The sequence below is a fragment of the Poseidonibacter parvus genome (assembly GCF_001956695.1).
Classification (GTDB): domain Bacteria; phylum Campylobacterota; class Campylobacteria; order Campylobacterales; family Arcobacteraceae; genus Poseidonibacter; species Poseidonibacter parvus.
Map to the genome: position 1 here is coordinate 2352590 of NZ_CP019070.1, position 26665 is coordinate 2379254.

Sequence of the window (26665 nt, forward strand, 5' to 3'; positions counted from 1 at the left end):
TAAATAAGAGTGTTCTTTTAATTTTACTATTAAGCCTTTGGCATTATTTTAATTGGTACTATTTGAATCTCTTCCATATTCCAAACACCACCTTTTACATATGGCTCATTTTCTAACCACTCATTTAATTCATCTTCATTTTCAAAATTAGTAAGCACTGTAGATCCAACCATTGCATCTTCTTCAATCATTGCACAAGCACTTTCAATCTTTCCTTCACTCATTAACTTTTGAGTAGCTTCAACATGTGCAGGTCTTGCTTCCATTCTTTTTTCTAATACTCCATCATAATCATATGCTATTACTAAATATTGCATTTTTGTCCTTTAATATCATTTTGAGTATTAAGCCTGATTTTTTCTAAGAGATAATTTAAATGAAGAGTATAAGTTTATTAAATTAAACCAACTGCAAAAATAAATGATACTGGATAAATAAGAACATTCATATATCTAAATAATGGTGTCATATTAACATTAAAAGTAATAATTTCAGAAATATCTAATCCAGAAGATAGTTTTTTCATCAAGTTTAATTTAAATGAGATATCTAAAAACTTTATGATTAGTATTGAACTCATCCATAAACCAAAGTTGTTTAAATATAAAGATACAAATATTGTAAAAATAAATGTAGGATGCAGTATGAAATAAAGGAATATATTTTTCTTATAAATATGAAAATTATTAAGAACTAATCCATGTAATGTAGGTGATTTTTGCCATGTAGATTCAAACAGCTCTAAAACTATAAATATAAAAAGAAGTGTTATGAAATCCATTTTGAGAGTATAAATAATAAGAGGGTTACCTCTTATTATTTTAGTGTTTTAGTGTTCAGAAAATTTAATTTTTTGGTCTTTATATAAACCAGTTCCAACAGGAATAGTTCTACCAATAACAACATTTTCTTTTAAGTCTTCTAACATATCCATTTTAGCCGAAATTGCAGCTTCTGTTAATACTTTAGTAGTCTCTTGGAAAGATGCAGCTGAGATAATAGAATCAGATGTAACAGCAGCTCTTGTAATACCTAATAATAAAGGTTCAGCAATAGCAGGTTCTCCACCTAATTTAATAATTCTTTCATTCTCAATTTTAAATCTTTTCTTAGAAATCATATCACCAATAATAAACTTAGTATCACCACCATCAAGGATTGATACTTGTCTTAACATTTGAGATGTAATAACCTCAATATGTTTATCAGCAATATTTACCCCTTGAGATCTATATACTTGTTGTACTTCAGAAACAATAAAGTAGTGAAGAGCTTTATCACCTAAGATTCTTAATACATCATGAGGAGATGTTTGACCATCTGTTAATGCTTCACCAGCATGAACAAACTCACCTTCATGTACTAGAATTTGCTTAGATTTCTCAGCTAAATACTCTGCTTTATTACCAACTTCATCAGTAACAATAATTCTTTGTTTATTTCTTAATGGTTTACCAAAAGAAACAATACCATCAAATGAAGATAAAAGAGCAATTGATTTTGGTCGTCTTGCTTCAAATAACTCAGATACTCTTGGAAGACCACCAGTAATATCTTTTGATTTTTGTGTTGCTTTTGGTGTTTTACCAATAATATCAGCAATTTGAACTTTTTGACCTTCAGAAATATTTAAAGATGTTTTAGGATCTAAAGAATATCTAATAATTTCATCATTTTCAGTTGCTAATACAACAGTTGGTTTATATCCACTTGGAATATACTCATTAACAACTAACTTAGAAGTACCAGTTAATTCATCAAATTGTTCTGCAACAGTAATCCCTGGAATAATATCTTCAAAAGAAATTGTACCAGCTTTTTCAGCAATAGTAGGATTCGCATATGGATCCCATTCTGCAATCACAACTTGCTCTGCATTTTCTGGAACTGCAATAACTGAATCTTTTTCAACTTCAACATTATCATTAAGTTCAACAATAGAACCTCTTGCAATATAATGTCTTAAAGCTTCTCTACCTTCACCATCAACAATAACAGAGAATAAACCTTTATCACTAACTTTATCTCCAGATTTGATATCATCTCTTCTTTCTAAGTAATCACCAGTTAATTTATAGTATTTAACGAAACCTTTTGCTCCAGATGTAATCTTAGATGTAATTGGTGCTCCATCTTCAACTCTTAATTCAGATGCGAAAGGAATTCTGTTTGGAACATTCCAACCATCTTTAATCATTTCAACAATTGATTCGTTTTCTTCTACTTCTTCACCATCTTTATAAGGTAAGTATAGTTTACCTTCAATTTTACCAGAAACACCTGCTAATTCATTTGCTTTAGCAACATCATTTTTTCTTAGGTAGAATTCTTTTTTATCTTTACCATTAGTAATAGTTAAGATTGTATCTTCATGTAAAGTTTCAACTGTAACTTTACCTTTGAATGGTGCATTAATTTTAGGTTCAACAAGTAATATACCTGCATTTCTTCTATTTGCAACAATCGATTGACCTGATGAATTAGTGTACTTTTTGATATTGTAATATCTAATGAACCCTTCTTTATCAGCTTTTAATTCTCTTTCAGTTTGAGTTGCACTTGCAGTTCCCCCAACGTGGAAAGTTCTAAGTGTAAGTTGTGTTCCTGGCTCACCAATAGATTGAGCAGCAACAACACCAACAGCTTCACCTGGAGTTGCTTTTCTTTGCTCACCTAAGTTAAGACCATAACATTTAGAACATAAACCATGTTCAACTTTACAAGTTAATGGAGTTCTAATAGTAACAGCTTTTACTTCAGCTTCAGCAACAACTTTTGCATCTTCTTCAGTAATTAATGTACCCTCAGTAAATAAAATTTCATTTGAAATTGGGTCAATAATATCTTCAGCAATAACTCTACCAGTAATTCTCTCTTCAAGTGCTTCAATTAATTCATTACCAGAAGTAATATCAGTAATTTCAATACCTTCGTGAGTTCCACAATCTTCAATTGTAATTCTTACATTTTGAGATACATCAATTAATTTTCTTGTTAAATAACCAGCATTCGCAGTTTTTAAGGCTGTATCCGCAAGTCCTTTTCTAGCACCGTGAGTAGAAATAAAGTACTCAAGTACATTTAAACCTTCACGGAAGTTTGAAATAATTGGTGTTTCAATAATAGTCCCATCTGGTTTAGCCATAAGACCCCTCATACCTGCTAGCTGTCTAATTTGAGCAGCAGAACCTCTAGCCCCTGAATCAGCCATCATATAAATAGAATTAAATCCATCTTTATCAGCTTCAACTAAGTTCATCATTTCTGAACCAAGTTTATTATTTACTTCAGTCCAGATATCAATAATCTTATTATATCTTTCTTGCTCAGTTAATAAACCTTGAGAGAATTGTTTTTGAACTTCAATAACTTCTTTCTTAGATTTTGTAACGTGACCAACTTTTGATTCAGGTACATTAATATCATCAATAGAAATTGAAATACCAGCACTTGTAGCATATTTAAAACCTAAGTTTTTAAGATTATCTAAGAACTTCGGAGTTACTTCATATCCACCATGTTTGTAGATATAATCAACTAAAATACCAATATCTTTTTTCTTTAAAATTTTATTCCATAAATTAACTGGAACAAAATCAGGTAAGATATCATGAATAATTAATCTACCAACAGTAGTGTGAATAACTTTTCCATCAATTTGTGTTCTAATTTTCGCATGTAAATCTACTTGTTTCATATCTAAAGCAATTGAAGCTTCATCAACACCTGTAAATAATTTATGCTCACCTTTAACACCATCTTTTTCTAATGATAGGTAGTAAATCCCTAAAATCATATCCTGAGAAGGTACGGCAATTGCACGACCTGATGCAGGTAAAAGAATATTCATAGAAGACATCATAAGAATTTTTGCTTCCGCAACTGCTTCTTGTGATAATGGAACGTGAACTGCCATTTGATCTCCATCAAAATCGGCATTAAATGCAGCACACACTAATGGATGTAATCTAATAGCTTTACCATCAATTAAAACAGGGTGAAATGCTTGAATAGATAATTTATGTAATGTTGGTGCTCTATTTAATAAAATAGGATATTCATCAACAATTTCATTTAAACATTCCCAAACTTCATTAGTCTCAGACTCAATTAATCTTTTTGCAGATTTTAAAGTAGTTGCGTAACCTTTTTCTTCTAATTTAGCCATTAAGTGTGGTTTAAATAACTCTAAAGCCATTTTCTTAGGAATACCACATTGGTCCATATTTAATGTAGGTCCAACAACAATTACAGATCTACCAGAGAAGTCAACTCTTTTTCCAAGTAAGTTTTGTCTAAATCGACCTTGCTTACCTTTAATAATTTCAGATAAAGATTTTAAAGGTCTTTTATTAGCACCTTTAACTGCATTTGCAGTTTTACCATTATCAAATAAAGCATCAACTGCTTCTTGAAGCATTCTCATTTCATTTCTGATAATGATTTCAGGTGCGTCAAGTTCTGTTAATCTTTTAAGTCTGTTATTTCTGTTGATAACTCTTCTATATAAATCATTAACATCTGAAACAGCAAATTTTCCTCCATCAAGTGATACAAGAGGTCTTAAATCAGGTGGAAGAACTGGAAGTTGAGTTAACATCATCCATTCTGGTCTATTACCAGAGTTAATAAAGTTTTCTACAACTTTTAATCTTTTGATTAAAGTTTTTCTTTTTGCTTCTGATTTAGTAGCACTCATATCTTCTTTAAGTTTTGCAAGTAATTCAAAAAGATCCATAGTTTCTAATAAATCTCTTACAACTTGTCCACCCATATTTGCATGGAAACCTGTATGTTCAAATAAATCAGAAATAGTTCTATATTGTTCTTCATTTAAAATATCATATTTTAAAACTTTTTTAGTTTTTTCATTATCATAGTAAGCATCACCAGCATCAGATACGATGTATGCTTCATAATATAAAACTCTTTCTAAGTCTTTTAATTTAACACCTAATAAAGTACCAATTCTAGTTGGAAGTGATGATACCATCCAAATGTGTGCAACAGGAGAAACTAAGTCAATATGACCCATTCTGTGACGTCTAACTTTCGAAGAAGTTACTTCAACACCACATTTTTCACATACAACACCTTTGTATCTCATCTTTTTGTATTTACCACAAAGACATTCGTAATCTTTTACAGGTCCAAAAATTTTAGCACAAAATAAACCATCTCTTTCAGGTTTAAGTGTTCTATAGTTAATAGTTTCAGGTTTTTTAACTTCACCAGATGACCATGAAAGAATCTTTTCAGGACTTGCAAGTCTTAATTGAAAGGCCGAAAAGTCTGTCGGTCTTTCTAATTCTTTAATTTCAATAGGTTGTAATATTTTTTCAGTTTTACTCATTAGTTTCTACCTCTTCAAAGATCTCTACATCAAGTCCAAGAGCTTTAAGCTCTTTAGTTAATACAAAGAATGTTTCTGGAACACCAGAAGCTGGAACGTTTTCACCATTAGCAATTGCTCTATATGCTTTTGTTCTACCTTCGATATCATCAGATTTTGTTGTTAACATCTCTTTAAGTACATTAGTTGCACCATATGCTTCTAAAGCCCATACTTCCATTTCCCCAAATCTCTGACCACCAAATAGTGCTTTACCACCAACTGGTTGTTGAGTTACAAGTGAGTAAGGTCCAGTAGATCTTGCATGCACTTTTTCATCAACAAGGTGATGAAGTTTAAGCATATACATATATCCAACGTTAACTCTTTCTTTCATAACTTCACCAGTTGTACCATCTGTTAATGTAGTTTTACCATCTAAATCAACTTTTGCTAATTCAAATAATTTTACAAACTCATCTTCTTTTACACCATCAAATACTTGAGTTGCAAATCTAACACCTTTAGTCCAATCTTGACCATATTTAACTAATTCTTCATCAGATAAAGAATCCATAAATTCTTTTCCATTCATTAGTTTTGCAACTTGTGCAATATCAGTCATCTTAGCTCTAAGTTCTTTAATGAAATCAACTTTCTTAGCATCAAAAATATCTTGGATTTGTGCTCCAAGTCTTTTTCCTACTAAACCTAAGTGAACTTCTAGAATCTGCCCGATGTTCATTCTTGAAGGTACTCCAAGTGGGTTAAGAATAACATCAACAGTAGAACCATCTTCTAAGTAAGGCATATCAACTTGAGGAACAATATTAGAAACAATACCTTTGTTTCCGTGACGTCCTGCCATTTTATCCCCAACTTTAATTTTTCTCTTAGTTGCTACATAAACTTTTACTTGTTTAATAACACCTGAAGGTAAAATATCATCATGCTCTAATACTTGAAGTTTTTCTTCATGATCATCTCTTAATTGAGATTTTTGCTTAATAAAGTGTTCTTTAATGTCATTATATGTTTTTTCAATATCAGAACCAAAAGAAGCAACTACTTTTTTCATTGCAAATCTATTAACAGATTCTAATACTTCTAAAGGAATATTTGCACCTTTATCATATTTAACATCGTCTAATTCAACAGCTTTTGATAAAACAGCTTTTGATAATAAATCATTAATTTTTAAGATCTCTTCTCTATCTAGCATTAATAATTTATCATGATGCTTAACATCTAATTCTGCTTTTTCTGCTTCAATTTCTGCAACTGCTCTTTCGTCTTTTTCATATCCTTTTTTAGTGAATACTTTAACGTCAACAACAGTTCCTTCCATTGAAGTTGGAGTTACTAATGATTTATTAATAACGTGACCTGCTTTTTCACCAAAGATAGCTCTTAATAGTCTTTCTTCTGGAGTTGGTTTAATTTCACCTTTTGGTGTAACTTTACCTACTAAAATCATTCCAGGTTTAACATAAGTTCCAACCTTAACAATTCCAGAATTATCTAAGTGACCAATAGATTCTTCTTTAACACCTGGTAAATCTCTAGTAATTTCTTCATTACCATGCTTAAGCTCTCTACATTCAACATCTTTTTCATAAATATGAATAGAAGTAAATGCATCTTCTTTAATTAATCTTTGAGAAAGAACAATCGCATCTTCATAGTTATAACCATTCCAAGGCATAAATGCAACCATAGCATTAACACCAACAGCTAATTCACCATTATCCATTGAAGGACCATCAGCAATTACTTGACCAGCTTCAACAATTGAACCTTCTTTAGTTCCAATTCTTTGACCAAATGAAGTATTATTATTTGTTCTAACATTTTTTGCAACATTATAATGATCAATGAAAGCACCGTTATCATCTTCACCTCTGATGTAAATATTTTTAGCATCAGCTTTTTCAATAACACCAGATCTTTTTGCTTTAATAGCTTCCCATGCATCTCTTGCAACTGTTTTTTCTAAACCAGTTCCAACTACAGGAGCATTAGGACTTAATAATGGAACAGCTTGTCTCATCATATTCGATCCCATTAAGGCTCTATTGGCATCATCATGTTCTAAGAATGGAATTAATGAAGCTGCAACACCCATAACCATTTGTGATGAAATATCAATTAATTGAATTTTATTTTTATCAACTAATAAAATCTCTCCATCTTGTCTAGCTTCAGTTAAGGCTTCAACAATTTTACCATTTTCATCAACTTTAGTAGAACCAGGAGCAATTACTAAACCTTCTTCTTGAGTTGCAGTATAGTATTTAATTTCATCAGTTACAATACCATCTTTAACAGTTTTGTATGGAGCTTCAATAAATCCTAAATCATTAACTTTTGAGAAAGTTGATAATGTATTAATAAGACCAATATTTTGACCCTCTGGAGTTTCAACTGGACAAATTCTTCCATAGTGAGTTGCATGAACATCTCTTACTTCAAATCCAGCTCTTTCTTTAACAAGTCCACCTTCACCAAGTGCAGAAAGTCTTCTTTTATGTGTAACTTCTGATAATGGGTTAGTTTGATCCATAAATTGAGATAACTGACCAGATGTAAAGAATTCAGTAATTGTTGATGTAATCATTTTTGAATTAACTAAATCATGAGGCATAATATCTTCTAAAGTACCAGATAAAGTAGTCATTTTATCTTTGATAGCTTTTTGCATTTTTATTAAACCAGAATGTAATTCATTTGATAATAATTCACCAATTGCTCTAATTCTTCTGTTTCCTAAGTGATCTCTATCATCAATATGACCATGTCCTGCTTTAACTTTTACAAGGTATTGAACTGTTTTAATAACATCTTCATAAGTAAGAACTGTTACATACTCAGGAACATTTACACCAAGTTTGTGGTTCATTTTCATTCTACCAACTTTTGTTAAATCATATCTTTCTGGATCGAAGAATAATTTCTTAACAAACTCTTTAGCAGCTTCTTTAGTAACAGGCTCACCTGGTCTCATTACTTTATAAATTCTAATAGCTGATAAATCATTTTCATCATCTAATTGTTCTGTTTGCTTTAATAATTTTAAAGATTCAGCATCAGCTTTAAAAGCATTGATAATAGAATCATCAACACCAGTAGCTAAATCATTTGCAATATCAAAAGAATCAAAACCTAAATCTAAAAGTTTTTTTAATTTTAATTCATCTAAGTTAGTTAATGCATCAAATAATACTTCACCAGATTCTGGATCAAAGATAGTATTTGCTGTATATCTTTCCATTAATAATTCAATAGGATATTCAACTAATTCTAGACCACCTTCAACTAAAGCTTTAGCTTTTCTTGCAGTAAGTCTTTTTCCTGCAGCAACAATTAAGTTACCTTTTTCATCTTTAACATCAAATTCAATTCTTCCTGTAAAATCATCAGGATTAAATTCAGTTAAGAATTTATTATTCTTAATTTTAACATTTAAAATTGGGTAGAATAATTTAATAATATCTTCTTTAGAGTAACCAAGTGCTCTGAATAAAATAGTAACAGGTACTTTTCTTCTTTTATTAATTCTTACATAAAGAATATCTTTAGCATCGTATTCAAAGTATAACCATGAACCACGATCTGGAATAATTTGACCAGTGTAAATTAATTTATTATCAGCAGTATTAGATTCATCTTCTTTAAAAATAACACCTGGAGATCTGTGAAGTTGGTTAACAACAACTCTTTCAACACCATTTACAATAAATGAAGTTCTATCAGTCATTAAAGGAATTTCTCTAATAAATAAAGCTTGTTCCTTCATATCTTTAACACCGATTTTTTCACCAGTTTTTTCGTCTAAATCCCATAAAGTTAATCTAATATTAATTTTTAAAGGGATTGAATAAGTAAGACCTCTTACCATTGACTCACGTACATCATATTTAGGTTTACCAACATCACTACCTAAGTAATCTAAAGTAATTCTGTTTTGGGCATCGTGTATTGGGAAAATTGACTTGAAAACTTTCTCTATTCCAGCAGCAGTACGGTCATCTTGACCAATCATTAAAAAAGTATCATATGAGTTTTGCTGTAATTGTAATAAGTTTGGAATTTCGATTTGTTGAGGATTTTTTGCAAAATCAACTCTAAGTCTATTACCAGATTTTAAAGAGTTTAACATTATCGGCCTTGTAGTAAAATTTGATTTAGTTTAAGCTTTATAGCATATAAAGCACAAAAGCATCCGTAAAGGATAGGGTTAAAATTTCATTAAATTCTAACCTTAGCCTTCAAAGATGCTATTCTTTATACAAGGCAATTAAGCCTTGTATAACAAGTTTTTAATAAATTACAAGTGTAATTATTTAACTTCTACAGTAGCTCCAGCGCCTTCTAATTCAGCTTTTGCAGCTTCTGCATCTTCTTTAGAAACACCTTCTTTAATTACTGCACCAGCTTCTTCAGCAGCAGCTTTTGCTTCTTTTAATCCTAAACCAGTTAACGCTCTAATTACTTTAATAACGTTAATTTTTTTAGCACCAGCATCTTTGATGATTACATCAAATTCAGTTTTTTCTTCAGCAGCGTCAGCAGCAGCAACAGCTCCACCAGCTACAGCAACAGGTTGTGCAGATACACCAAATTTTTCTTCAAATTCTTTAACTAATTCTGATAATTCAAGTACAGATAATCCTGAGATATATTCTAATACGTCTTCTTTTGAAATTGCCATTTCATATTCCTTATTTTTTATATTTTTATTTATTTTTTATAATAGCTTAAAATTAAGCTGCTTCTTCTTCTTTTTTCTTTCTAAGAGCATCAAGTCCAATAGTAAAGTTAGTAAGAGGAGCCATCCATGTAGCTGCAAGCATACCAAGAAGTTCATCTCTAGATGGTAACTTAGCGAATGCATTAACAGTTGCAAGATCAGCAATCTCACCTTCAATAATACCTGATTTGATTTCAAATTTATCTTTGTTAGCAGATGCAAATTTATCCGCAACTTTACAAGCAGAAATTTGATCTTCAGACCATAAGAAAATATTTGTACCAGTTAAGGCAACATCTCCTAACTCAGCATTTTTAACTGCTACAGTTACAAGAGTATTTTTAGCAACCTGAACTTTAGTTCCATTAGCTCTAGCATCGATTCTTAATGATTCTAACTCTTTATGAGTTACTCCATTATATCCACATACTACGATAGCTTGAGAATCTTTAAATTCAGATGTTAAATTTTCAATTATTTCAAGTTTTTGTTGTTTATTCATTATTTCTCCCTTCAAAACATCGACTTCGGTAGGACTTATTAAAAACGGGAAGTTTTTAACCCACTGTCTTCAGTTTTTATTTCAGTGCTTTGAACACTCAAAAATATCGACCTATGATCAACACTATTGAATGTTTTATTAAATAAGGAAAATTCCTTATTTAATATCCATTAATTCTGATGCATCAACATTAATTGATGGTGACATAGTTAATGAAACTGCTGCATTAGTATAAAATCTACCTTTTGCAGAAGCTGGTTTTTGCTTGTTAACAGCTGCAATAAATGCTTCAATATTTTCTTTGATTGCTTCAGTTGAGAATGAAATCTTTCCAACTGCTGCTTGCATATTACCTTTTTTATCAACTCTATATGCTACTTGACCACCTTTAGCATCATTAACTGCTTTAGTAACGTCCATAGTAACTGTTCCAACTTTAGGATTAGGCATTAAACCTTTTGGTCCTAAAACTCTACCTAATTTTCCAACTAGTCCCATACAATCAGGAGTAGCAATTAAAACATCAAAATCAATGTTTCCAGCCATAACTGTTTCAACTAAATCGTCGTTACCAACAATATCAGCACCTGCTGCTTTTGCTTCATCAACTTTAACACCTTTTGCAAAAACTGCAACTCTAACAGTTTTACCAGTTCCATTAGGAAGTACAACTGCACCTCTAATCATTTGGTCAGCATGTCTTGGATCAACATTTAAGTTAAGTGCAACTTCAACACTTTCATCAAATTTAGTTGATTTTAATTCTTTTAATAATTCACATGACTCAGCAAGAGAGTAATCTCTTTGTTCAATTTTTTCTTTTAATGATTTATATCTTTTTGCCATTTTAATTCTCCGCAATATTTTATTTGTTTGCTACCAGCGTTTACGAAGTCTGCTGGTAAGACTTGTTTCAGTTTATAGCGAATACTATAATTCTGCGTCAATTCCCATAGATCTTGCAGAACCAGCAACGATTTTTGCAGCTTGTTCTTTATCATCAGTATTTAAATCAGCGATTTTCATATCAACGATTTCCATAATTTGATCTTTAGTTAATTTACCAATTTTATTTTTTAAAGGATTATCAGAACCTTTTTTGATTCCAGATACTTTTTTAATTAAATCAGTCATTGGTGGTTGCTTTAACTCAAATGTAAAACTTTTGTCAGCATATACTGTAATTTCTACAGGAATGTTAAATCCAGCTTTATCTTTAGTCTTTTCATTGAATGCTTTACAGAATTCCATGATATTGATACCTCTTTGACCTAATGCAGGTCCTACAGGTGGTGATGGGTTTGCTGCACCAGCAGGTATTTGTAATTTAAGTTTACCTTCTACTTTCTTAGCCATACTATTCCTTTTATATTTTAATGATTTTTAATGATTAGGCATTAGGCAAAAAAACTCTATTGGAAGCGAAGTTTTTTTGCCTAATGCCTAAAGAGTAATAATTATACTACTCTTTCAACTTGTGTATATGAAATTTCAACTGGAGTATTTCTTCCGAAAATTGAAACATTTAATTTTAATATTCCCGATGCCATGTCAAAGTCTTCAACAATACCATTGAAGTTCGCAAATGGACCTTCATTAACTCTTACCATTTCACCTTCATCAAATGAAACTTTTGGTTTTGCAGCTGCTCTATTATTAACTTTATCTAAAATAGCTGTAATATCTTTTTCAGATAATGGTGTTGGTTTTTTCGATTCGCCAATGAATCTTCCAACTTTTGGCATTGCCTGAATTCCATGCCATAGTGCAGTATCTAAATCAATTTTTGCAAATGCATAAGCAGGATATAAAGGTCTTTCAACAATCGACTTTTTACCTTTTTTAACTTCAATTAGATCTTCTGTTGGAACTAATACTTCAGCTATTTTACCATCAGCCATTTCTTCTGATAATTGAATTAAAGCTCTTTTTACTGCTAGTTCACTACCAGAGTAAGTTTGAATTGCGTACCATTTGTGTGCCATTATATTATTCCTTAGTTCATTATAGAAGATAAGCTTAATGACATTACCGCATCAATAAGAGCTAAAAATAAAGATATAACTGTTACAACTATAAATACTGAAAGATATGCTGATCTAATTTGTTCTTTAATTGGGAAAATTACTTTAAACAGTTCTTCTTTTGCATTTTTATAATATGTTTTTAATTTATTCACTATTGACTCCGGATAAAATAATAATAAGCTTTTAAATTCTTTTAAAAAAAGTTGAGACTACTTTTAAAAAAATTTTAAATCTTTAATAGGACGGGAATTATATCTAAATAAACTTTGAACTAGCTTATATAATATTTTTTATAAATAAAGTGTGATGGGATTTTTGTATAAAAAAATGGCAGGCCAGGAGGGACTCGAACCCACAACCGTCGGATTTGGAATCCGGCGCTCTACCATTGGAGCTACTGACCTAATTTAATTTAAATGGAAGAAGCTAAGTGCTTCTTCCTAAAGTCTTATGACTTTAATTTTACTTCTTTGTGTAAAGTATGTTTTTTTAATCTTGGACTATATTTCTTAGTCTCAAACTTTTCAGTATGAGTCTTAGGGTTTTTCATAGTAGTGTAGTTAATATCACCACACTCTTGACATTTTAATCCAATTTTGATTCTAGTTCCGCTTGCCATAAATCAATCCTTACTTAAGGATTTCAGCAACAACACCAGCACCAACAGTTCTTCCACCTTCTCTAATAGCGAACTGTGTTCCCTTTTCAAGAGCGATAGGAGCAACTAATGCTACTGTCATTTCAACGTTATCACCAGGCATAACCATTTCAGTACCTTCAGGAAGAGTACAAGAACCAGTTACGTCAGTTGTTCTTACATAGAATTGTGGTCTGTATCCAGAGAAGAATGGAGTATGTCTACCACCCTCTTCTTTAGAAAGGATATACACTTCACATCTGAATTCAGTATGTGGAGTAATTGTACCTGGCTTAATAAGAACTTGTCCTCTTTGAACGTCTTCTTTTTTAATACCTCTAATTAAGATACCAGCATTATCACCAGCTTCTGCATATTCCATTTCTTTTCTAAACATTTCAACACCAGTTACAGTAGTAGTTTGAGTGTCTTTTAAACCTACGATTTCAATTTGATCACCTAAGTTAATTCTACCTTTAGAAATAGCACCAGTTACAACTGTACCTCTTCCAGAGATTGAGAAAACATCTTCAACAGGCATTAAGAAATCTTTATCAGTATCTCTTACTGGAGTTGGGATGTAAGAATCAACAGCATCCATTAATTCCATAATTTTTGCAGACCATGGTCCATTTGTTCCAGCTTTAGCTTCTTCTAATGCTTGGAATGCAGATCCAGCGATGATTGGAGTATCGTCACCTGGGAAATCGTAATCAGAAAGTAATTCTCTAATTTCCATTTCAACTAATTCTAACATTTCTTCTTTATCTTCGTCATCTAATTGATCTTCTTTGTTCATGAAGATAACAATGTAAGGAACACCTACTTGCTTAGATAATAAGATATGCTCTCTAGTTTGTGCCATAGGTCCATCAGTAGCAGCGATAACTAAGATAGCTCCATCCATTTGTGCAGCACCAGTAATCATGTTCTTAACATAATCGGCGTGACCTGGACAATCTACGTGAGCGTAGTGTCTAGTAGCTGTTTCATACTCAATGTGAGAAGTAGCAATAGTAATTCCTCTTTCTCTTTCTTCTGGTGCATTATCGATTTGATCGTAATCCATCATTTCTCCACCCATCGCGTTAGTTAAAACTGCTGAGATAGCTGCTGTTAATGTAGTTTTACCATGATCAACGTGACCAATAGTACCGATATTTACGTGCGGTTTACTTCGTTCGAATTTTTCTTTTGCCATAGAATTTTCCTTCTAGTTTTTAGGTTGTTGCCCTCTGAGTAGATAAGCCCACTAGCTTCTCTATTCAGAGGGGATTTATTATTATAGTTACAAATATTTAAGTATCTGTAAAATTTGTGCGTGTATTATATTAAATTAATACTAAAAAAAAACTTAGTGGGATAAATATTTATAAAGAGTTATAAAATTTGTGCTTAAAACTAAGCTCCCAATAATCAATAAATTAATGGAGCGGGAAACGAGACTCGAACTCGCGACAATCTGCTTGGAAGGCAGAGGCTCTAGCCAACTGAGCTATTCCCGCGCTCATTATAATGGTGGGAAGAGAAGGATTCGAACCTTCGAAGCCGTAGGCGACGGATTTACAATCCGTAGGATTTGACCACTCTCCAACCTTCCCGTTGAAAATTATTGTTTCGTTTAGTGTTATTCTAATAAGAATTAGGCACTATATAAATGGAGCTGGTGAAGGGACTTGAACCCCCGACCTGCTGATTACAAATCAGCTGCTCTAGCCAAGCTGAGCTACACCAGCGCCTAATTTAAATGGTGGCTCGAGACAGAATCGAACTGTCGACACAAGGATTTTCAATCCTTTGCTCTACCGACTGAGCTATCGCGCCATTTCCTTAAATTGGAGTGGAAGTATACACATAAGATAATTAAAGTTTACTTAAATCTAAAACTAAATCTTTAAAAGTTTTTCCTCTTTGTGCATAAGATTTAAATTGATCTAGAGAGGCAGCTGATGGAGACAGTATTCCAATAGAATTATCTTTTAGATTTTTATTTATTTTAATTACTGCATTTTTTAATATTTCACAATTTTCAACTTCAATATTATATTCATTACAATACTTTTCTACTCTTTTATTATTACTTCCTATTGCATAAACTTTAACATTTAAGTTTTTTATTACTTCAAAAAGAGGTAGTAAATTTGCACCCTTATCATCACCACCTAGAATTAAATGTATATTCTTGTCCTTATAAGGTACTAAGGCATTTATAGTAGCATCCACATTTGTAGCTTTTGAATCATTAACCCAAACTCTATTTTTATTATCAATAAACTCTTCTACTTTATGTTCATCAATAGTAAATGTATTTATTTTCTTATAATCAATTTCATCGAATATTATCTTTTTACTTGCAAGTGCTAAAAGTGCATCCAATAAAAATGGTTCTTTAAACTTTATTTTGCTTTTATCAATTCCGAATTTCTCACATAAATCATCACTATCTTTATAAGTGATTTTATGTGCATTGCTTTTGTAGTCTTTATAACATTGGGGAATTATTGCAATTTCACCTTTTTTCATCAATGAAAGAGGTTTTAATTTTGCATTTTCATACTCTTCAAATGAGCCATGCCATGTAATATGATCTTCAGAAATTGGCAGTAATAAATATAAATTAGGTTTTGCAGTATTTGTATAATGCAAGGTAAAAGATGATGTCTCAAGTATCCATATTGATGCATTAGTATCTAATTTACTAAGAGGTGTACCTATATTACCACCACAAACGGAGTTTCTTTCATTTAGTATATGTTGACACATTTGTGTAGTAGTAGTTTTACCATTAGTACCTGATATCCAAATAGAAAAAGGCATTACTTCATCAAATAAATCATAATCACTTTGAACATTTTTAGCTTTTGTAATCATTTCATTATATGGAGGTATTCCAGGACTTACTATGGTTTTTTCACATGAAGACAAATCATAATCTTTGAAGTCATTATCATCATAAAGAAGTGCATTTGGAAACTTTTCTTTTATAGCTTGAGCAGTAAGTCCTTTTCCAAGGACTCTGATTTTCTCATTTGTATTCATATATACTCTTTTTTGTTTATCTGATTTTTAAGCTCATTAATGCAAGTAAGTTTGTCATAAAAGAAATTATCCAAAACCTTACAATAATCTTATTCTCTTTCCAGCCTTTTTGTTCAAAATGATGATGAATTGGAGCCATTAAAAAAACACGTTTTTGTCGTAGTTTATAAGAACCAACTTGTAAGATAACCGAGACAGTTTCTAATACAAATATGAATCCAATAACTGCTAAAAGAATTTCTGACTTCGCCACAATTGCCATATAACCCATAAAAGCCCCCAATGGCAAAGAACCAGAATCTCCCATAAAAACTTCTGCAGGGTGAGAATTAAACCATAAAAATGCAATTAATGAACCAGAAATTGCTGCACCCATTATTGCTAATTCACCTGCTAGTTTAATATTTGGAACTAAAAGATAAGAAGAAAAAATTGCATGGCCTGTTACATACACTAAAGCTGATAATGTGAAAAAGGCCATTATTGATGGAACTGTAGCTAAACCATCTAATCCATCCGTAAGATTAACTGCATTTGAAGCAGCTACCATTATTAGCATCCAAAATAAAATAGCAAAAATTCCCATATCAAATAGTGGCAACTTGTAAAAAGGTGTATATAATGTAGTTGTATGACTATAATAATATATAATAAAACCTACAATTCCTGCACAAACAAACTGTAATAGTAGTTTTGCACGAGCACTTAAGCCAGCAGAATTTTGATTTTTTGCTATTTTTGAATAATCATCTTGAATCCCAATTAATGAAAACAATCCAATTGTTACAAGCCCACCTATTATATAAAAGTTATTTAACTTTGCAGATAATAGTGTTGCAATTATAGTTGCAAAAATAAAAACCATTCCACCCATTGTAGGGGTTCCTGCTTTTTCTTGATGACCTTCAGGTGCATGCTCATATATTGGCTGAGATGCATTTTTTGATTTAGCCCATTTAATAAACTTTGGTAATAAAAACATTGTTAAAAAAAATGCTATTATAAAACTAATCCCAGCACGTACTGAGATATATTGGAAAATATTTATGTCTAAATGTCTATAGAACCAGTAAAACAAACTCAAACCTTCATTTTGATATAATGTGTGCGATTATATTATATTATACTTTTTAAAAGGTTTAAACAATGACAAACAAAACTATTCTTGTGATTACTGATGGTATTGGACATAACGAATCATCAGATTTTAATGCTTTTTCGCAAGCTAAAACTCCTACTTATGATAATTTATTTAAAAATACACCATATTCACTAATACATACATATGGTAAACATGTTGGTTTACCTAATGGCCAAATGGGTAATTCTGAAGTTGGACATATGACAATTGGTTCAGGAAGGGTTTTATATCAAGATTTAGTAAAAATAAATATCGCCATTGAAGAAAACACATTAAAAGATAATAAGGTTTTTAAAGATTGTATGAATGCCTCTAATAATATTCATTTAGTTGCACTCTTAAGTGATGGAGGAGTTCACTCTCATATTAGCCATGTTATTGCAATGGCAAAAATTGCAAAAACAGAAAATAAAAAAGTTTTCATTCATATGATAACAGATGGAAGAGATGTAGCACCAGATAGTGCAAAGAAATATATACAAGAAATAATCAATATTTGTGATGAAAATATTAAAATTGCTACTATTGCAGGTAGATATTATACAATGGATAGAGATAATAGATGGGATAGAATACAAAAAGGTCATGATGCCATTGCCTTTGCAAATCCAAAAACTTTATTATCTCCAATTGATTTTGTTGAAAGTTCATATAAAAAAGATATTTACGATGAGTTTATTATACCAACAGCTTTTAATGATTATGAAGGATTAAAAGATAATGATTCAATAATCTTCTGTAATTTTAGATCAGATAGAATGAGAGAAATATCATCTGTATTTGCAGGTAATGATTTTTCACATTTTACAAAATTTACTGAAAAATTAAATATTGCAACTATGACACAATATGATAAAAATATTCCAATACCTATTTTATTTCCAAAAGAAACACCAAAAAACACTCTGGCTGAAGTAATATCAAATGCAGGTCTAAATCAACTTCATACAGCTGAAACTGAAAAGTATGCACATGTAACTTTTTTCTTTAATGGTGGAGTTGAAGAACCATTCTTAAATGAAACAAGAGTTTTAACTCCGTCTCCAAATGTAGCAACTTATGATTTACAACCTGAAATGTCAGCACCACAAGTTGGAGAAAATGTAAGAGCTGCAATGGATGATAATACTGATTTTATAGTAGTTAATTTTGCAAATGGTGATATGGTAGGCCATACAGGTAGTTTTGAAGCAAGTAAAAAAGCAGTTGAAGCAGTAGATTTTGAACTAGGACTTATTATTCAAAAAGTTAAAGAGCAAAGGTATAATCTAATTTTAACGTCTGATCATGGAAACTGTGAAAGAATGAGAGATGAAGATGGAAATACTTTAACAAACCATACTGTAGGTGATGTTTATTGTTTTATTATATCAGAAAAAGTTAAAGAAGTAAAAAGTGGAAGTCTAAATAATATTGCTCCAACTGTATTAAAACTAATGGATTTACAAATACCAGAAGAAATGGATGAAACTTTAATAAAAAGTTAATTACTGATGCTAAATATTGAAATACAGAAACTAAAAGTAAAAAGCCAAGAAAAAATCTTGCTTGATATATCTTTTAAAATCACAAAATCAACTGCATTAATTGGTGAAAGTGGAAGCGGTAAATCTTTAACATTAAAAGCTTTACTAAATCTTTTACCAAGCTCACTAGATTGCGAAAAAGAAATCAATTCAAATTTTGACTTAGATTTTAATTCAATTGGTTTTATTCCTCAAAACCCTTTTACTTCATTATCTCCAATGACTAAAATTAATAAACAATTCTTTTGCAAAAAAGAAAAAAAAGAAGAAGTATTAAAATTAGTTGATTTGGATACTTGGGTATTAGATAAGTTCCCAAGTCAATTAAGTGGTGGACAAATACAAAGAGTAATAATAGCAATAGCATTAAGTAAAGAAATCAAATTTTTATTACTTGATGAACCTACGACTGCTCTTGATATTGAAAATAGAAATAATATTATCAATTTAGTTGATAATCTAAGAAAAGATTTAAAAATACTAATTCTTTTTGTAACACATGATATTGAATCAGTAAAAGATATTTGTGAAGAGATAGTTATAATTAAAAATGGACTTATAATAGAGCAAGGAAATACAAAAAGTGTTTTAAGTAATCCAACACACGATTATACAAAAACATTAATAAACTCAACATTTAAAAATAAAGATTTTAGGAAATAATATGATTAAATATATTTTTGGCTTTTTCCTGCTTGTAGGATTAGTTATTGCAGGATGGCTATATAATTTATATGAAGAAATTAAACATGATATTGATGTAGTAATAAATTATGCACCAAAACAAAGTACACAATTCTTTGATAAGAATGGAAAGTTAATTGCAAATACTTTTGTAGGAGAAAATAGAGAATATGTTAAATATGATGATATTCCAGCAAGAATAGTTGAAGGACTAGTAGCAATTGAAGATACACAGTACTTTGAGCATATTGGAATAAATCCTGATGCAATTAGTAGAGCGATTATTAAAGATATAAAAGCACGTGCTTTTGTTGAAGGAGCTAGTACTTTAACTCAACAATTAGTAAAAATGTTAGTTTTATCAAGTGAAAAAAAGATTATTAGAAAAATTAAAGAAGCACTTCTTGCAATTAGACTTGAAACAATACTTACAAAGGAAGAAATATTAGAAAGATATTTAAATAATGTATATTTTGGTCATGGATATTATGGAGTAAGAACAGCAGCAAGAGGATATTTTAATAAAGATTTATATGAATTATCATTAAAAGAAATGGCAATTTTAGTAGGACTTCCAAGAGCTCCTAGTTTTTATGCACCTACTAAAAACTTAAAAATATCACTAGCAAGAGCAAATCAAGTTATTACAAGATTAAACACACTTGGTTGGATTAATAAAGAACAATATGAAAGAGCAATAAAAGAAGTACCAACAATTCATAAACAAACACTTACAAAAAATAAAGCACCTTATGTTGTTGATTATGTTCTTAAACTATTAAAAGATGATATTCCTGATATTAAATCAGGTGGATATAAAATTAAACTTACAGTTGATTTAGATGCACAAGAAATAGCGCAAAAAGCATTAAACAACTCACATAAAGAAGCTGTAAAAAGAGATTTAGCAATAAGGAAGAAAACTAAAAAGCTTGATAATGATTCATATATTAAAAATTTAAATGGAGCTGTAGTTTCAATAGAAAGTAGTACAGGTAAAATTTTAGCACTAGTAGGAGGTATTGATTATAAAAAATCAATGTTCAATCGTGCAGTCCAATCTAAAAGACAACCAGGAAGTGCAATAAAGCCTTTTTTATATCAAATAGGTCTAAATGAAGGATTAAATCCAGCTTCTGAACTTGTTGATATTTCAAGAACTTATGATTATAAAGTAAATAATGTAAATAAAAAATGGCAACCAAAAAACTATGGTGGAAATTTCAAAGGAGTTGTTAATCTTCGTGAATCTTTAGTATACTCAAGAAATCTATCTACAATTAATCTTGTTACTGATACAGGAGTTGGAATTGTTTATAAAGGTTTAGAAGAGTATGGATTTAGTAATTTACCAAATGATTTATCAATCACACTTGGAACAATGTCTGTATCTCCATTAGAATTTAGTGAATACTTTAGTGCATTTGCAAATAATGGAACAAAAGTAAAACCTTATATTATTGAACAAATTACAAATAAAGCAGGAGAAACAATTACCTTTGAGCCACAAACTACACCAATAAACACTCCTGAGCAAACATTTTTAATAACATCAATACTAAAAGATGTTGTTACAAGAGGAACAGCAACAAGAGCAAAAGTTTCAGGAATTGAATTAGCAGGAAAAACAGGTACAACAAATAAAAATGTTGATGCTTGGTTTGCAGGATATTCACCTTCAATTCAAACAATAATTTGGTTTGGTAATGATGATAATACTCCAATGAGAAGAACAGAAACAGGTGGTAAAATTGCAGCTCCTGTCTTTTCATACTTTTACAAAAACTATCTAGAATCACATCCTGAAATTCCTAGAAGATTTATTAAACCAACAAAAGTTTATTCATCTAAAATAAATGGGAAAACTGAGTATTATACTGATGTTTCTCCACTACCCGAAATTGAAATTGTTATTCCTCCTGAAAATCCAGGAGAAGAAGTAATCGAGTTTTAAATTCTATTAAGATAATTTAAAAGACATAAAAAAAGGTAAGTTCATATGAACTTACCTTTTTTTTATAATTTATTCTTAGTTATTAACAAGAATAAGTTGATTTAAATTCAAATGCTGTTGGTCTAGCTTCGTCAGGTAGAACTTGTGTATCAAATTTGTACTCTTGGTAAGTATCTACCATTTCTTTAGTAAATACTGGTTGTAAGAAATCATTATCTCTGATTAATGCTTCTAATGAACCTCTTAAAGTATGAGGCATTTGAGGGATTTTTCTTTCTCTAATTTCAGATAAAGACATTTCAAATAAATCTTCATCCATTGGACCAATTGGTTCATATTTATTTTTAATTCCATCAAGTCCAGCCATTAACATAGCAGCAAATGCTAAGTAAGGACAAGCAGTTGAATCTGGGAATCTCATTTCAATTCTAGTTGCTTTTTCACCAGCACCATAAGGAACTCTACAAGAAGCAGATCTATTTTGAGAAGAATAAGTTAAGATTGAAGGTGCTTCAAATCCTGGAATTAATCTTTTGTATGAGTTAGTTGAAGGGTTAGTAAATGCAGCAACTGCTCTAGCGTGTTTAAATACACCACCAACATAATGTCTAGCCATTTCAGAAAGGTTACCATATTCACCTTCTGTATAGAATAAGTTTCTACCATCTTTCCAAATTGATTGGTGAACATGCATACCATTACCATTATCACCATAAAGTGGTTTAGGCATAAATGTACAAGATTTACCATTTAAGTGTGCAACCATTTTACATACATATTTATATTTTTGTACATTATCTGCAGCTTCAATTAAATCTCCAAATACAATACCAATTTCACCTTGTGCTTGTGCAACTTCATGGTGTCCTAAAATTACTTCTAATCCAACTTGCTCAAGAACTAACATCATTTCAGCTCTTAAATCTACCATTGAATCAGTTGGTTGTGCTGGGAAATAACCACCTTTAGTTCCAGGTCTGTGACCCATATTTCCACCTTCGTAATCAGTTGACGAAGCCCATTCACCTTCTTCAGAATCTACTTTGTAGTATGATTCATTAATATTATCAACAATTTTCACATCGTCAAAAATAAAGAATTCATTTTCTGGTCCAAAGTATGCAGCATCACCAATACCAGACTCGCTTAAGTGTGTTAATGCTTTTTTAGCAATAGATCTTGGACATTTTTCATACATTTCACCTTTATAGATATCATAAACATCACAAATCATAATAATAGTTGAATCAGCAGTAAAAGGATCTAAGAAAGAAGTTCCAACATCTGGCTTTAAAATCATATCTGATTTATTAATTGGTTGCCAAGCATCAACAGATGAACCATCAAAAGGCATACCAAAATTTAATTGATCTTGAGTAACTGCACTCATCATATAAGAAATATGATGCCACATTCCCTTCATATCTGTAAATCTAAAATCTACAAACTTTACTTCATTTTCTTCACAATATTTAAAAAACTCTTCTGTATTGTTAACAAATTTACCCATTGGTATATCTCCTTGAATTTATATATAATAATTCTATCAAAAATAAAATAAACTAAGCTAAATTAATTGTATAAAAAGTATACAAGTAAGAGAAAAAAGTATATTTTTTCCTTATATACCCAAAATTAAAACTGTACTAGTTTCGAATCTCTATTAGAAAAAGTTAAACATTTAGTAAAGCCTATGTCTTGAGCAAGTGATTTTACTTCTTCATATTTAAAACCAACTTGATCTACAGCATGTGCATCAGAACCAAATGTTATATTTATATCTAATTCATAAGCTAATTCAAGTAAAGTCCTTGAAGGATATGTTTCTTTTATTGGCTTTCTTAAACCAGCAGGATTAATTTCTAAAGCCATGTTAGATTTTTTAATAGCAATAAGTGCATTTTTAGCTAATAATCTAATATCTTTTTTTGGTAAAAATTTAAATACTTTAATTAAATCTAAGTGTCCTACAATATCAAAAAGATTAGTTTTTGCCATTGCTTCAATAGCATCAAAATATTCACTCCAAATAGTATCAATATCTTTAGATTCATATACTCCAATAAATTCAGGATTATCGAAACCCCACATATCATTTTTATTTTTTAAGAAATGAACAGAACCTATTAAGTAATCAACTTTAGCATTTAGTATTTCGTCTAATAAATATCCATCTAAATAGTCAACTTCATAAGCTAATAATATTTCAATATCTTTTTTATATTTATCTTTTAAATCTAATATTTCTTTTTCATATAAAGGCTTTGAAGATATATCCATTCTATACTTTGGATCATAATTCATAGGTGCATGATCTGAGAAGCCATAAACATCAATTCCTAATTCAATTGCTCTTAATATATATTCTTCTGTAGTACCACTTGCGTGATTACATAATGTTGTATGATTGTGTAAGTCTACTCTCATCTATATCTCACTTGATTTCTTCCATTTTTTTTTGCATCATATAATCCTTTATCTGCAAGTTGTAGCATATCATCAATATTTTTTCCATATTCAAAACTACATCCAATTGATACTGTATAATTAATCTTTAGCTCATTAATTTCAATAAAATTATTTTCAAAATTTCTTCTAATAACTTCTAAAAGTTTTTCAATTTCATCTTTTGTTCTATTATAAAAAAGAATACAAAATTCTTCTCCACCTAATCTTGCAATTAAAGAATTAGAAATTATATTTTTATTTAAAATTTTTGCTACTTCTTTTATAGCTTCATCACCTACATCATGTCCATAAGAGTCATTAATATTTTTAAAATTGTCTATATCAATTATAGATAAAGCTAATGACTTATTAGCTTTTTTATTATCTTCATATATCTTTTTACCAAATTCAAAAAAATATCTTCTATTATATAAGCCTGTCATATAATCTTTATTTACTTTATTTTTCATATCTTCAAAAAGTTCAATAATCTCTAAATTAGAATTTATTCTAACAAAAAATTCTTCTTTAGAAAACCCTTTATATAAAAAATCATTCGCACCTAATTTTAAAAATTTAGAAGGAATTCTACTATCTGAGGCATTTGATGTAACTATAATAGAAAGTTCATCTTTAGAATAATTACTTCTAATTCTTTTAGTTAGTTCTATCCCATCCATTTTAGGCATCAAATAATCTGTTAATACAATTTTAATATCTTTATTTTCTTTTAAAGTTTTTAAAGCATCTTCTCCATTTGTACTAAGTAATGGAATAAGTTTATATCTATTTATAAAATCTTCTGCTTGTTTTAGAAAAGTTTTAGAATCATCAACAACAAGTATTTTTATATATTGATTCTTAATAATTCTATTTACTATAGAAGCAGCATATTGTAAGGCTGAAATACCATCTTTTACAATATAATCAACAATGTTTTTGTTTCTAAAATTATTTTCAATATCAATATTATCAGAACCAGTTAAAATTACAATTGGTGTAGTAAATTTAGCCAAGAAATCAACTACTTCACCATTAGGAGCATCAGGTAAACCCAAATCAGCTAAGATTACATCAAACTTTCCTTTATACTCAAGAATTAATTGTGCACTTTCTTTTTTTGTTTTAGCAATGTAAACTTCAATATTTATATTACTTTCAATTAAATTCTTTAAGGTTTTTCCTATTGATATACTATCATCAATAACTAATACTTTATATTTTATGCTAATAACCCTGACCCTTTGATAGAAGTACTTCTATCTTCAGCATAAACTCTATCACCTTTAATAATATCATATTTCCAAATAGGAGCTTGAGCTTTAAAATCTTCTACAAACTCATCAATTAATTCTAAAGCAACTCTTCTTTTTGGAGAACAAACTGCTGCAATGTATGAGCTTTCATGGTTTAATACATCACCACGACTATGAGCCATTAAAACAATTGCATTAAGCTCTTTTGCTTTTTCTTCCCAAGAATTAAACCAAGAATTTAATATAGGTTCATAAATATCAAATGATAAACCATCAATTTTATTCTCATCACGAACAACACCAACAAATGTAATTATTGCACCATAATTTGAATTTCTGTATTTATCATACCATGCATTTGTAATTTTTTCTACAGGTAATTTACCTTCAAATAGTTCTAAATTTTCCACATTAAACCTTTAATCTCATCCACCACAAACAGGAGGTAATAATGAAATTTTATCTCCAGAGTTTAATTTTACATCTTTACTCGAAACTAAAGTATCATTTATAGCTACGGCACATGTTTGTAACCATGTTGCCACTTCATTATCTTTTTTTAATACTTCACTTAGTTGTGAAAGATTAGAAATGTCAAGATTCATTGATTCTTTATTAATTGGTCCTAGGAATTCAACTTTAACCACTTTAACCCCTTATTTATTGTTTTTTGATTATTATACCAAAAGAATTTTAAGTTAAAGGAATTACCTTTTCATGGTTTTCGCAAAAATAGATTTTATCAATTTATTACCCTTTCATGTATATATAAAAAAACATATTAGATCAACTCAAACAAAAGCAATAATTGAATATAAAAAATCATACCCATCTGCTATAAATAAGAAATTTAAAAAAAGAAAAGTTGATTCAGCTTTTATTTCATCAATCGCTTCAAGACATGAAAAAAAATTAAACTTAGGAATTGTTGCAAAAAAAGATGTATTATCAGTATTATTAATTCCAGGAAAAGACGAAAAAGATTTTCAAAGTGACACATCGAATGCACTTGCAAAAGTTTTAAACTTAAAAGGAAAAGTAATAATAGGAGATAAAGCTCTAAAATTTTATCATCAAGATAAAGATAAAAAATTTATTGACTTAGCAGAAGAATGGAATAAAAAATACAATTTACCATTTGTTTTTGCAGTTTTGTGTTATTCCTCACATAAAAAACAACTTGAAAAAATAACAAAAAACTTTAATAAAAACCATATAAAAATTCCAACATATATATTAAATCAATATTCTAAAAGAACAGGTATTTCAAATGAAAACATTTTAGAGTATTTGCAAAAAATTGATTATAAAATTGGAATAAAAGAAAAAAGAAGTTTAAAACTTTTTTTAAAACTAACAAAATAAAGGG

General features: G+C 29.9%; 23 protein-coding genes and 5 tRNA genes. 4 read left to right on the forward strand and 24 right to left on the reverse strand.

What is annotated here, in order from left to right; translation table 11 throughout:
* Positions 1-29: 29 nt before the first annotated feature.
* The 19 genes from LPB137_RS11590 to mraY form a co-directional block, all read right to left on the reverse strand.
* Positions 30-317 carry a YciI family protein gene (locus tag LPB137_RS11590; RefSeq protein ID WP_076088242.1) on the reverse strand — a complete coding sequence of 96 codons (288 nt, stop codon included), beginning with the start codon at positions 315-317 and terminating at the stop codon, positions 30-32.
* A gap of 77 nt (positions 318-394) precedes the next feature.
* Entirely contained in the window at positions 395-580 is a 186-nt protein-coding gene (locus LPB137_RS14665) for a hypothetical protein (RefSeq protein WP_228144669.1), read from the reverse strand.
* A gap of 249 nt (positions 581-829) precedes the next feature.
* On the reverse strand, positions 830-5353 hold the full coding sequence (rpoC, locus tag LPB137_RS11600; protein WP_076088246.1) for a DNA-directed RNA polymerase subunit beta': 4524 nt from the start codon (positions 5351-5353) through the stop codon (positions 830-832).
* Entirely contained in the window at positions 5346-9491 is a 4146-nt protein-coding gene (rpoB, locus tag LPB137_RS11605) for a DNA-directed RNA polymerase subunit beta (protein ID WP_076088248.1), read from the reverse strand. The genes rpoC and rpoB overlap by 8 nt, the downstream gene beginning before the upstream one ends.
* Positions 9492-9671: 180 nt before the next feature.
* Complete coding sequence (gene rplL, locus LPB137_RS11610) at positions 9672-10043, reverse strand: 50S ribosomal protein L7/L12 (protein WP_076088250.1); 372 nt, start codon at positions 10041-10043, stop codon at positions 9672-9674.
* 52 nt (positions 10044-10095) lie between these two features.
* The gene (rplJ, locus tag LPB137_RS11615) at positions 10096-10584 is read right to left on the reverse strand and encodes a 50S ribosomal protein L10 (RefSeq protein WP_076088252.1); all 489 of its coding nucleotides are present in this window, start codon (positions 10582-10584) and stop codon (positions 10096-10098) included.
* A gap of 156 nt (positions 10585-10740) precedes the next feature.
* Complete coding sequence (rplA, locus tag LPB137_RS11620; RefSeq protein ID WP_076088254.1) at positions 10741-11430, reverse strand: 50S ribosomal protein L1; 690 nt, start codon at positions 11428-11430, stop codon at positions 10741-10743.
* An 84-nt stretch (positions 11431-11514) separates the two neighbouring features.
* Positions 11515-11940, reverse strand: a complete 426-nt coding sequence (gene rplK / locus LPB137_RS11625; RefSeq protein WP_076088256.1) for a 50S ribosomal protein L11 — start codon at positions 11938-11940, stop codon at positions 11515-11517.
* A gap of 101 nt (positions 11941-12041) precedes the next feature.
* On the reverse strand, positions 12042-12569 hold the full coding sequence (gene nusG / locus LPB137_RS11630; RefSeq protein ID WP_076088258.1) for a transcription termination/antitermination protein NusG: 528 nt from the start codon (positions 12567-12569) through the stop codon (positions 12042-12044).
* Positions 12570-12580: 11 nt separating this feature from the next.
* A complete protein-coding gene (gene secE / locus LPB137_RS11635; protein WP_076088260.1) occupies positions 12581-12763 on the reverse strand; it encodes a preprotein translocase subunit SecE in 183 nt (60 codons plus the stop codon).
* Positions 12764-12939: 176 nt separating this feature from the next.
* A tRNA-Trp gene (locus LPB137_RS11640) sits at positions 12940-13015 on the reverse strand.
* Between the two features lie 44 nt (positions 13016-13059).
* Positions 13060-13230, reverse strand: coding sequence for a 50S ribosomal protein L33 (gene rpmG, locus LPB137_RS11645; protein ID WP_076088262.1), 171 nt, complete (start codon positions 13228-13230; stop codon positions 13060-13062).
* A gap of 10 nt (positions 13231-13240) precedes the next feature.
* A complete protein-coding gene (tuf, locus tag LPB137_RS11650) occupies positions 13241-14449 on the reverse strand; it encodes an elongation factor Tu (RefSeq protein WP_076088264.1) in 1209 nt (402 codons plus the stop codon).
* 227 nt (positions 14450-14676) lie between these two features.
* A tRNA-Gly gene (locus tag LPB137_RS11655) sits at positions 14677-14753 on the reverse strand.
* Positions 14754-14764: 11 nt separating this feature from the next.
* A tRNA-Tyr gene (locus LPB137_RS11660) sits at positions 14765-14849 on the reverse strand.
* A 57-nt stretch (positions 14850-14906) separates the two neighbouring features.
* Positions 14907-14984 (reverse strand) — tRNA-Thr (locus tag LPB137_RS11665).
* Positions 14985-14996: 12 nt separating this feature from the next.
* Positions 14997-15072: transfer RNA gene (locus LPB137_RS11670), tRNA-Phe, on the reverse strand.
* A 39-nt stretch (positions 15073-15111) separates the two neighbouring features.
* Positions 15112-16287, reverse strand: a complete 1176-nt coding sequence (gene murD, locus LPB137_RS11675; protein WP_076088266.1) for a UDP-N-acetylmuramoyl-L-alanine--D-glutamate ligase — start codon at positions 16285-16287, stop codon at positions 15112-15114.
* A 16-nt stretch (positions 16288-16303) separates the two neighbouring features.
* Positions 16304-17365 carry a phospho-N-acetylmuramoyl-pentapeptide-transferase gene (gene mraY, locus LPB137_RS11680; protein WP_076088268.1) on the reverse strand — a complete coding sequence of 354 codons (1062 nt, stop codon included), beginning with the start codon at positions 17363-17365 and terminating at the stop codon, positions 16304-16306.
* Between the two features lie 68 nt (positions 17366-17433).
* Here mraY and gpmI point away from each other — a divergent pair, with 68 nt between their 5' ends.
* The 3 genes from gpmI to LPB137_RS11695 are packed head-to-tail and all read left to right on the forward strand — an operon-like array spanning position 17434 to position 21592.
* On the forward strand, positions 17434-18915 hold the full coding sequence (gpmI, locus tag LPB137_RS11685) for a 2,3-bisphosphoglycerate-independent phosphoglycerate mutase (RefSeq protein ID WP_076088270.1): 1482 nt from the start codon (positions 17434-17436) through the stop codon (positions 18913-18915).
* 6 nt (positions 18916-18921) lie between these two features.
* A complete protein-coding gene (locus LPB137_RS11690) occupies positions 18922-19617 on the forward strand; it encodes an ATP-binding cassette domain-containing protein (RefSeq protein WP_076088272.1) in 696 nt (231 codons plus the stop codon).
* Position 19618: 1 nt separating this feature from the next.
* Positions 19619-21592: a transglycosylase domain-containing protein gene (locus LPB137_RS11695; RefSeq protein ID WP_076088274.1), complete on the forward strand. Its 1974-nt coding sequence runs from the start codon at positions 19619-19621 to the stop codon at positions 21590-21592.
* 82 nt (positions 21593-21674) lie between these two features.
* On the opposite strand, the gene glnA is transcribed toward LPB137_RS11695, so the two are convergent.
* The 5 genes from glnA to LPB137_RS11720 form a co-directional block, all read right to left on the reverse strand.
* Positions 21675-23102, reverse strand: coding sequence for a type I glutamate--ammonia ligase (gene glnA, locus LPB137_RS11700; protein ID WP_076088276.1), 1428 nt, complete (start codon positions 23100-23102; stop codon positions 21675-21677).
* Positions 23103-23227: 125 nt separating this feature from the next.
* A complete protein-coding gene (gene hisJ, locus LPB137_RS11705) occupies positions 23228-24019 on the reverse strand; it encodes a histidinol-phosphatase HisJ (RefSeq protein ID WP_076088278.1) in 792 nt (263 codons plus the stop codon).
* The gene (locus LPB137_RS11710) at positions 24016-25272 is read right to left on the reverse strand and encodes a GGDEF domain-containing response regulator (protein WP_337251436.1); all 1257 of its coding nucleotides are present in this window, start codon (positions 25270-25272) and stop codon (positions 24016-24018) included. Before LPB137_RS11710 ends, hisJ begins: the two co-directional genes overlap by 4 nt.
* The gene (locus LPB137_RS11715; RefSeq protein WP_076088282.1) at positions 25263-25706 is read right to left on the reverse strand and encodes a molybdopterin synthase catalytic subunit; all 444 of its coding nucleotides are present in this window, start codon (positions 25704-25706) and stop codon (positions 25263-25265) included. The genes LPB137_RS11710 and LPB137_RS11715 overlap by 10 nt, the downstream gene beginning before the upstream one ends.
* A gap of 15 nt (positions 25707-25721) precedes the next feature.
* Positions 25722-25943 carry a MoaD/ThiS family protein gene (locus LPB137_RS11720; RefSeq protein WP_076088284.1) on the reverse strand — a complete coding sequence of 74 codons (222 nt, stop codon included), beginning with the start codon at positions 25941-25943 and terminating at the stop codon, positions 25722-25724.
* A 70-nt stretch (positions 25944-26013) separates the two neighbouring features.
* On the opposite strand from LPB137_RS11720, the gene LPB137_RS11725 reads away from it, so the two are divergent.
* Entirely contained in the window at positions 26014-26661 is a 648-nt protein-coding gene (locus LPB137_RS11725; protein ID WP_076088286.1) for an MqnA/MqnD/SBP family protein, read from the forward strand.
* Positions 26662-26665 lie beyond the last annotated feature (4 nt).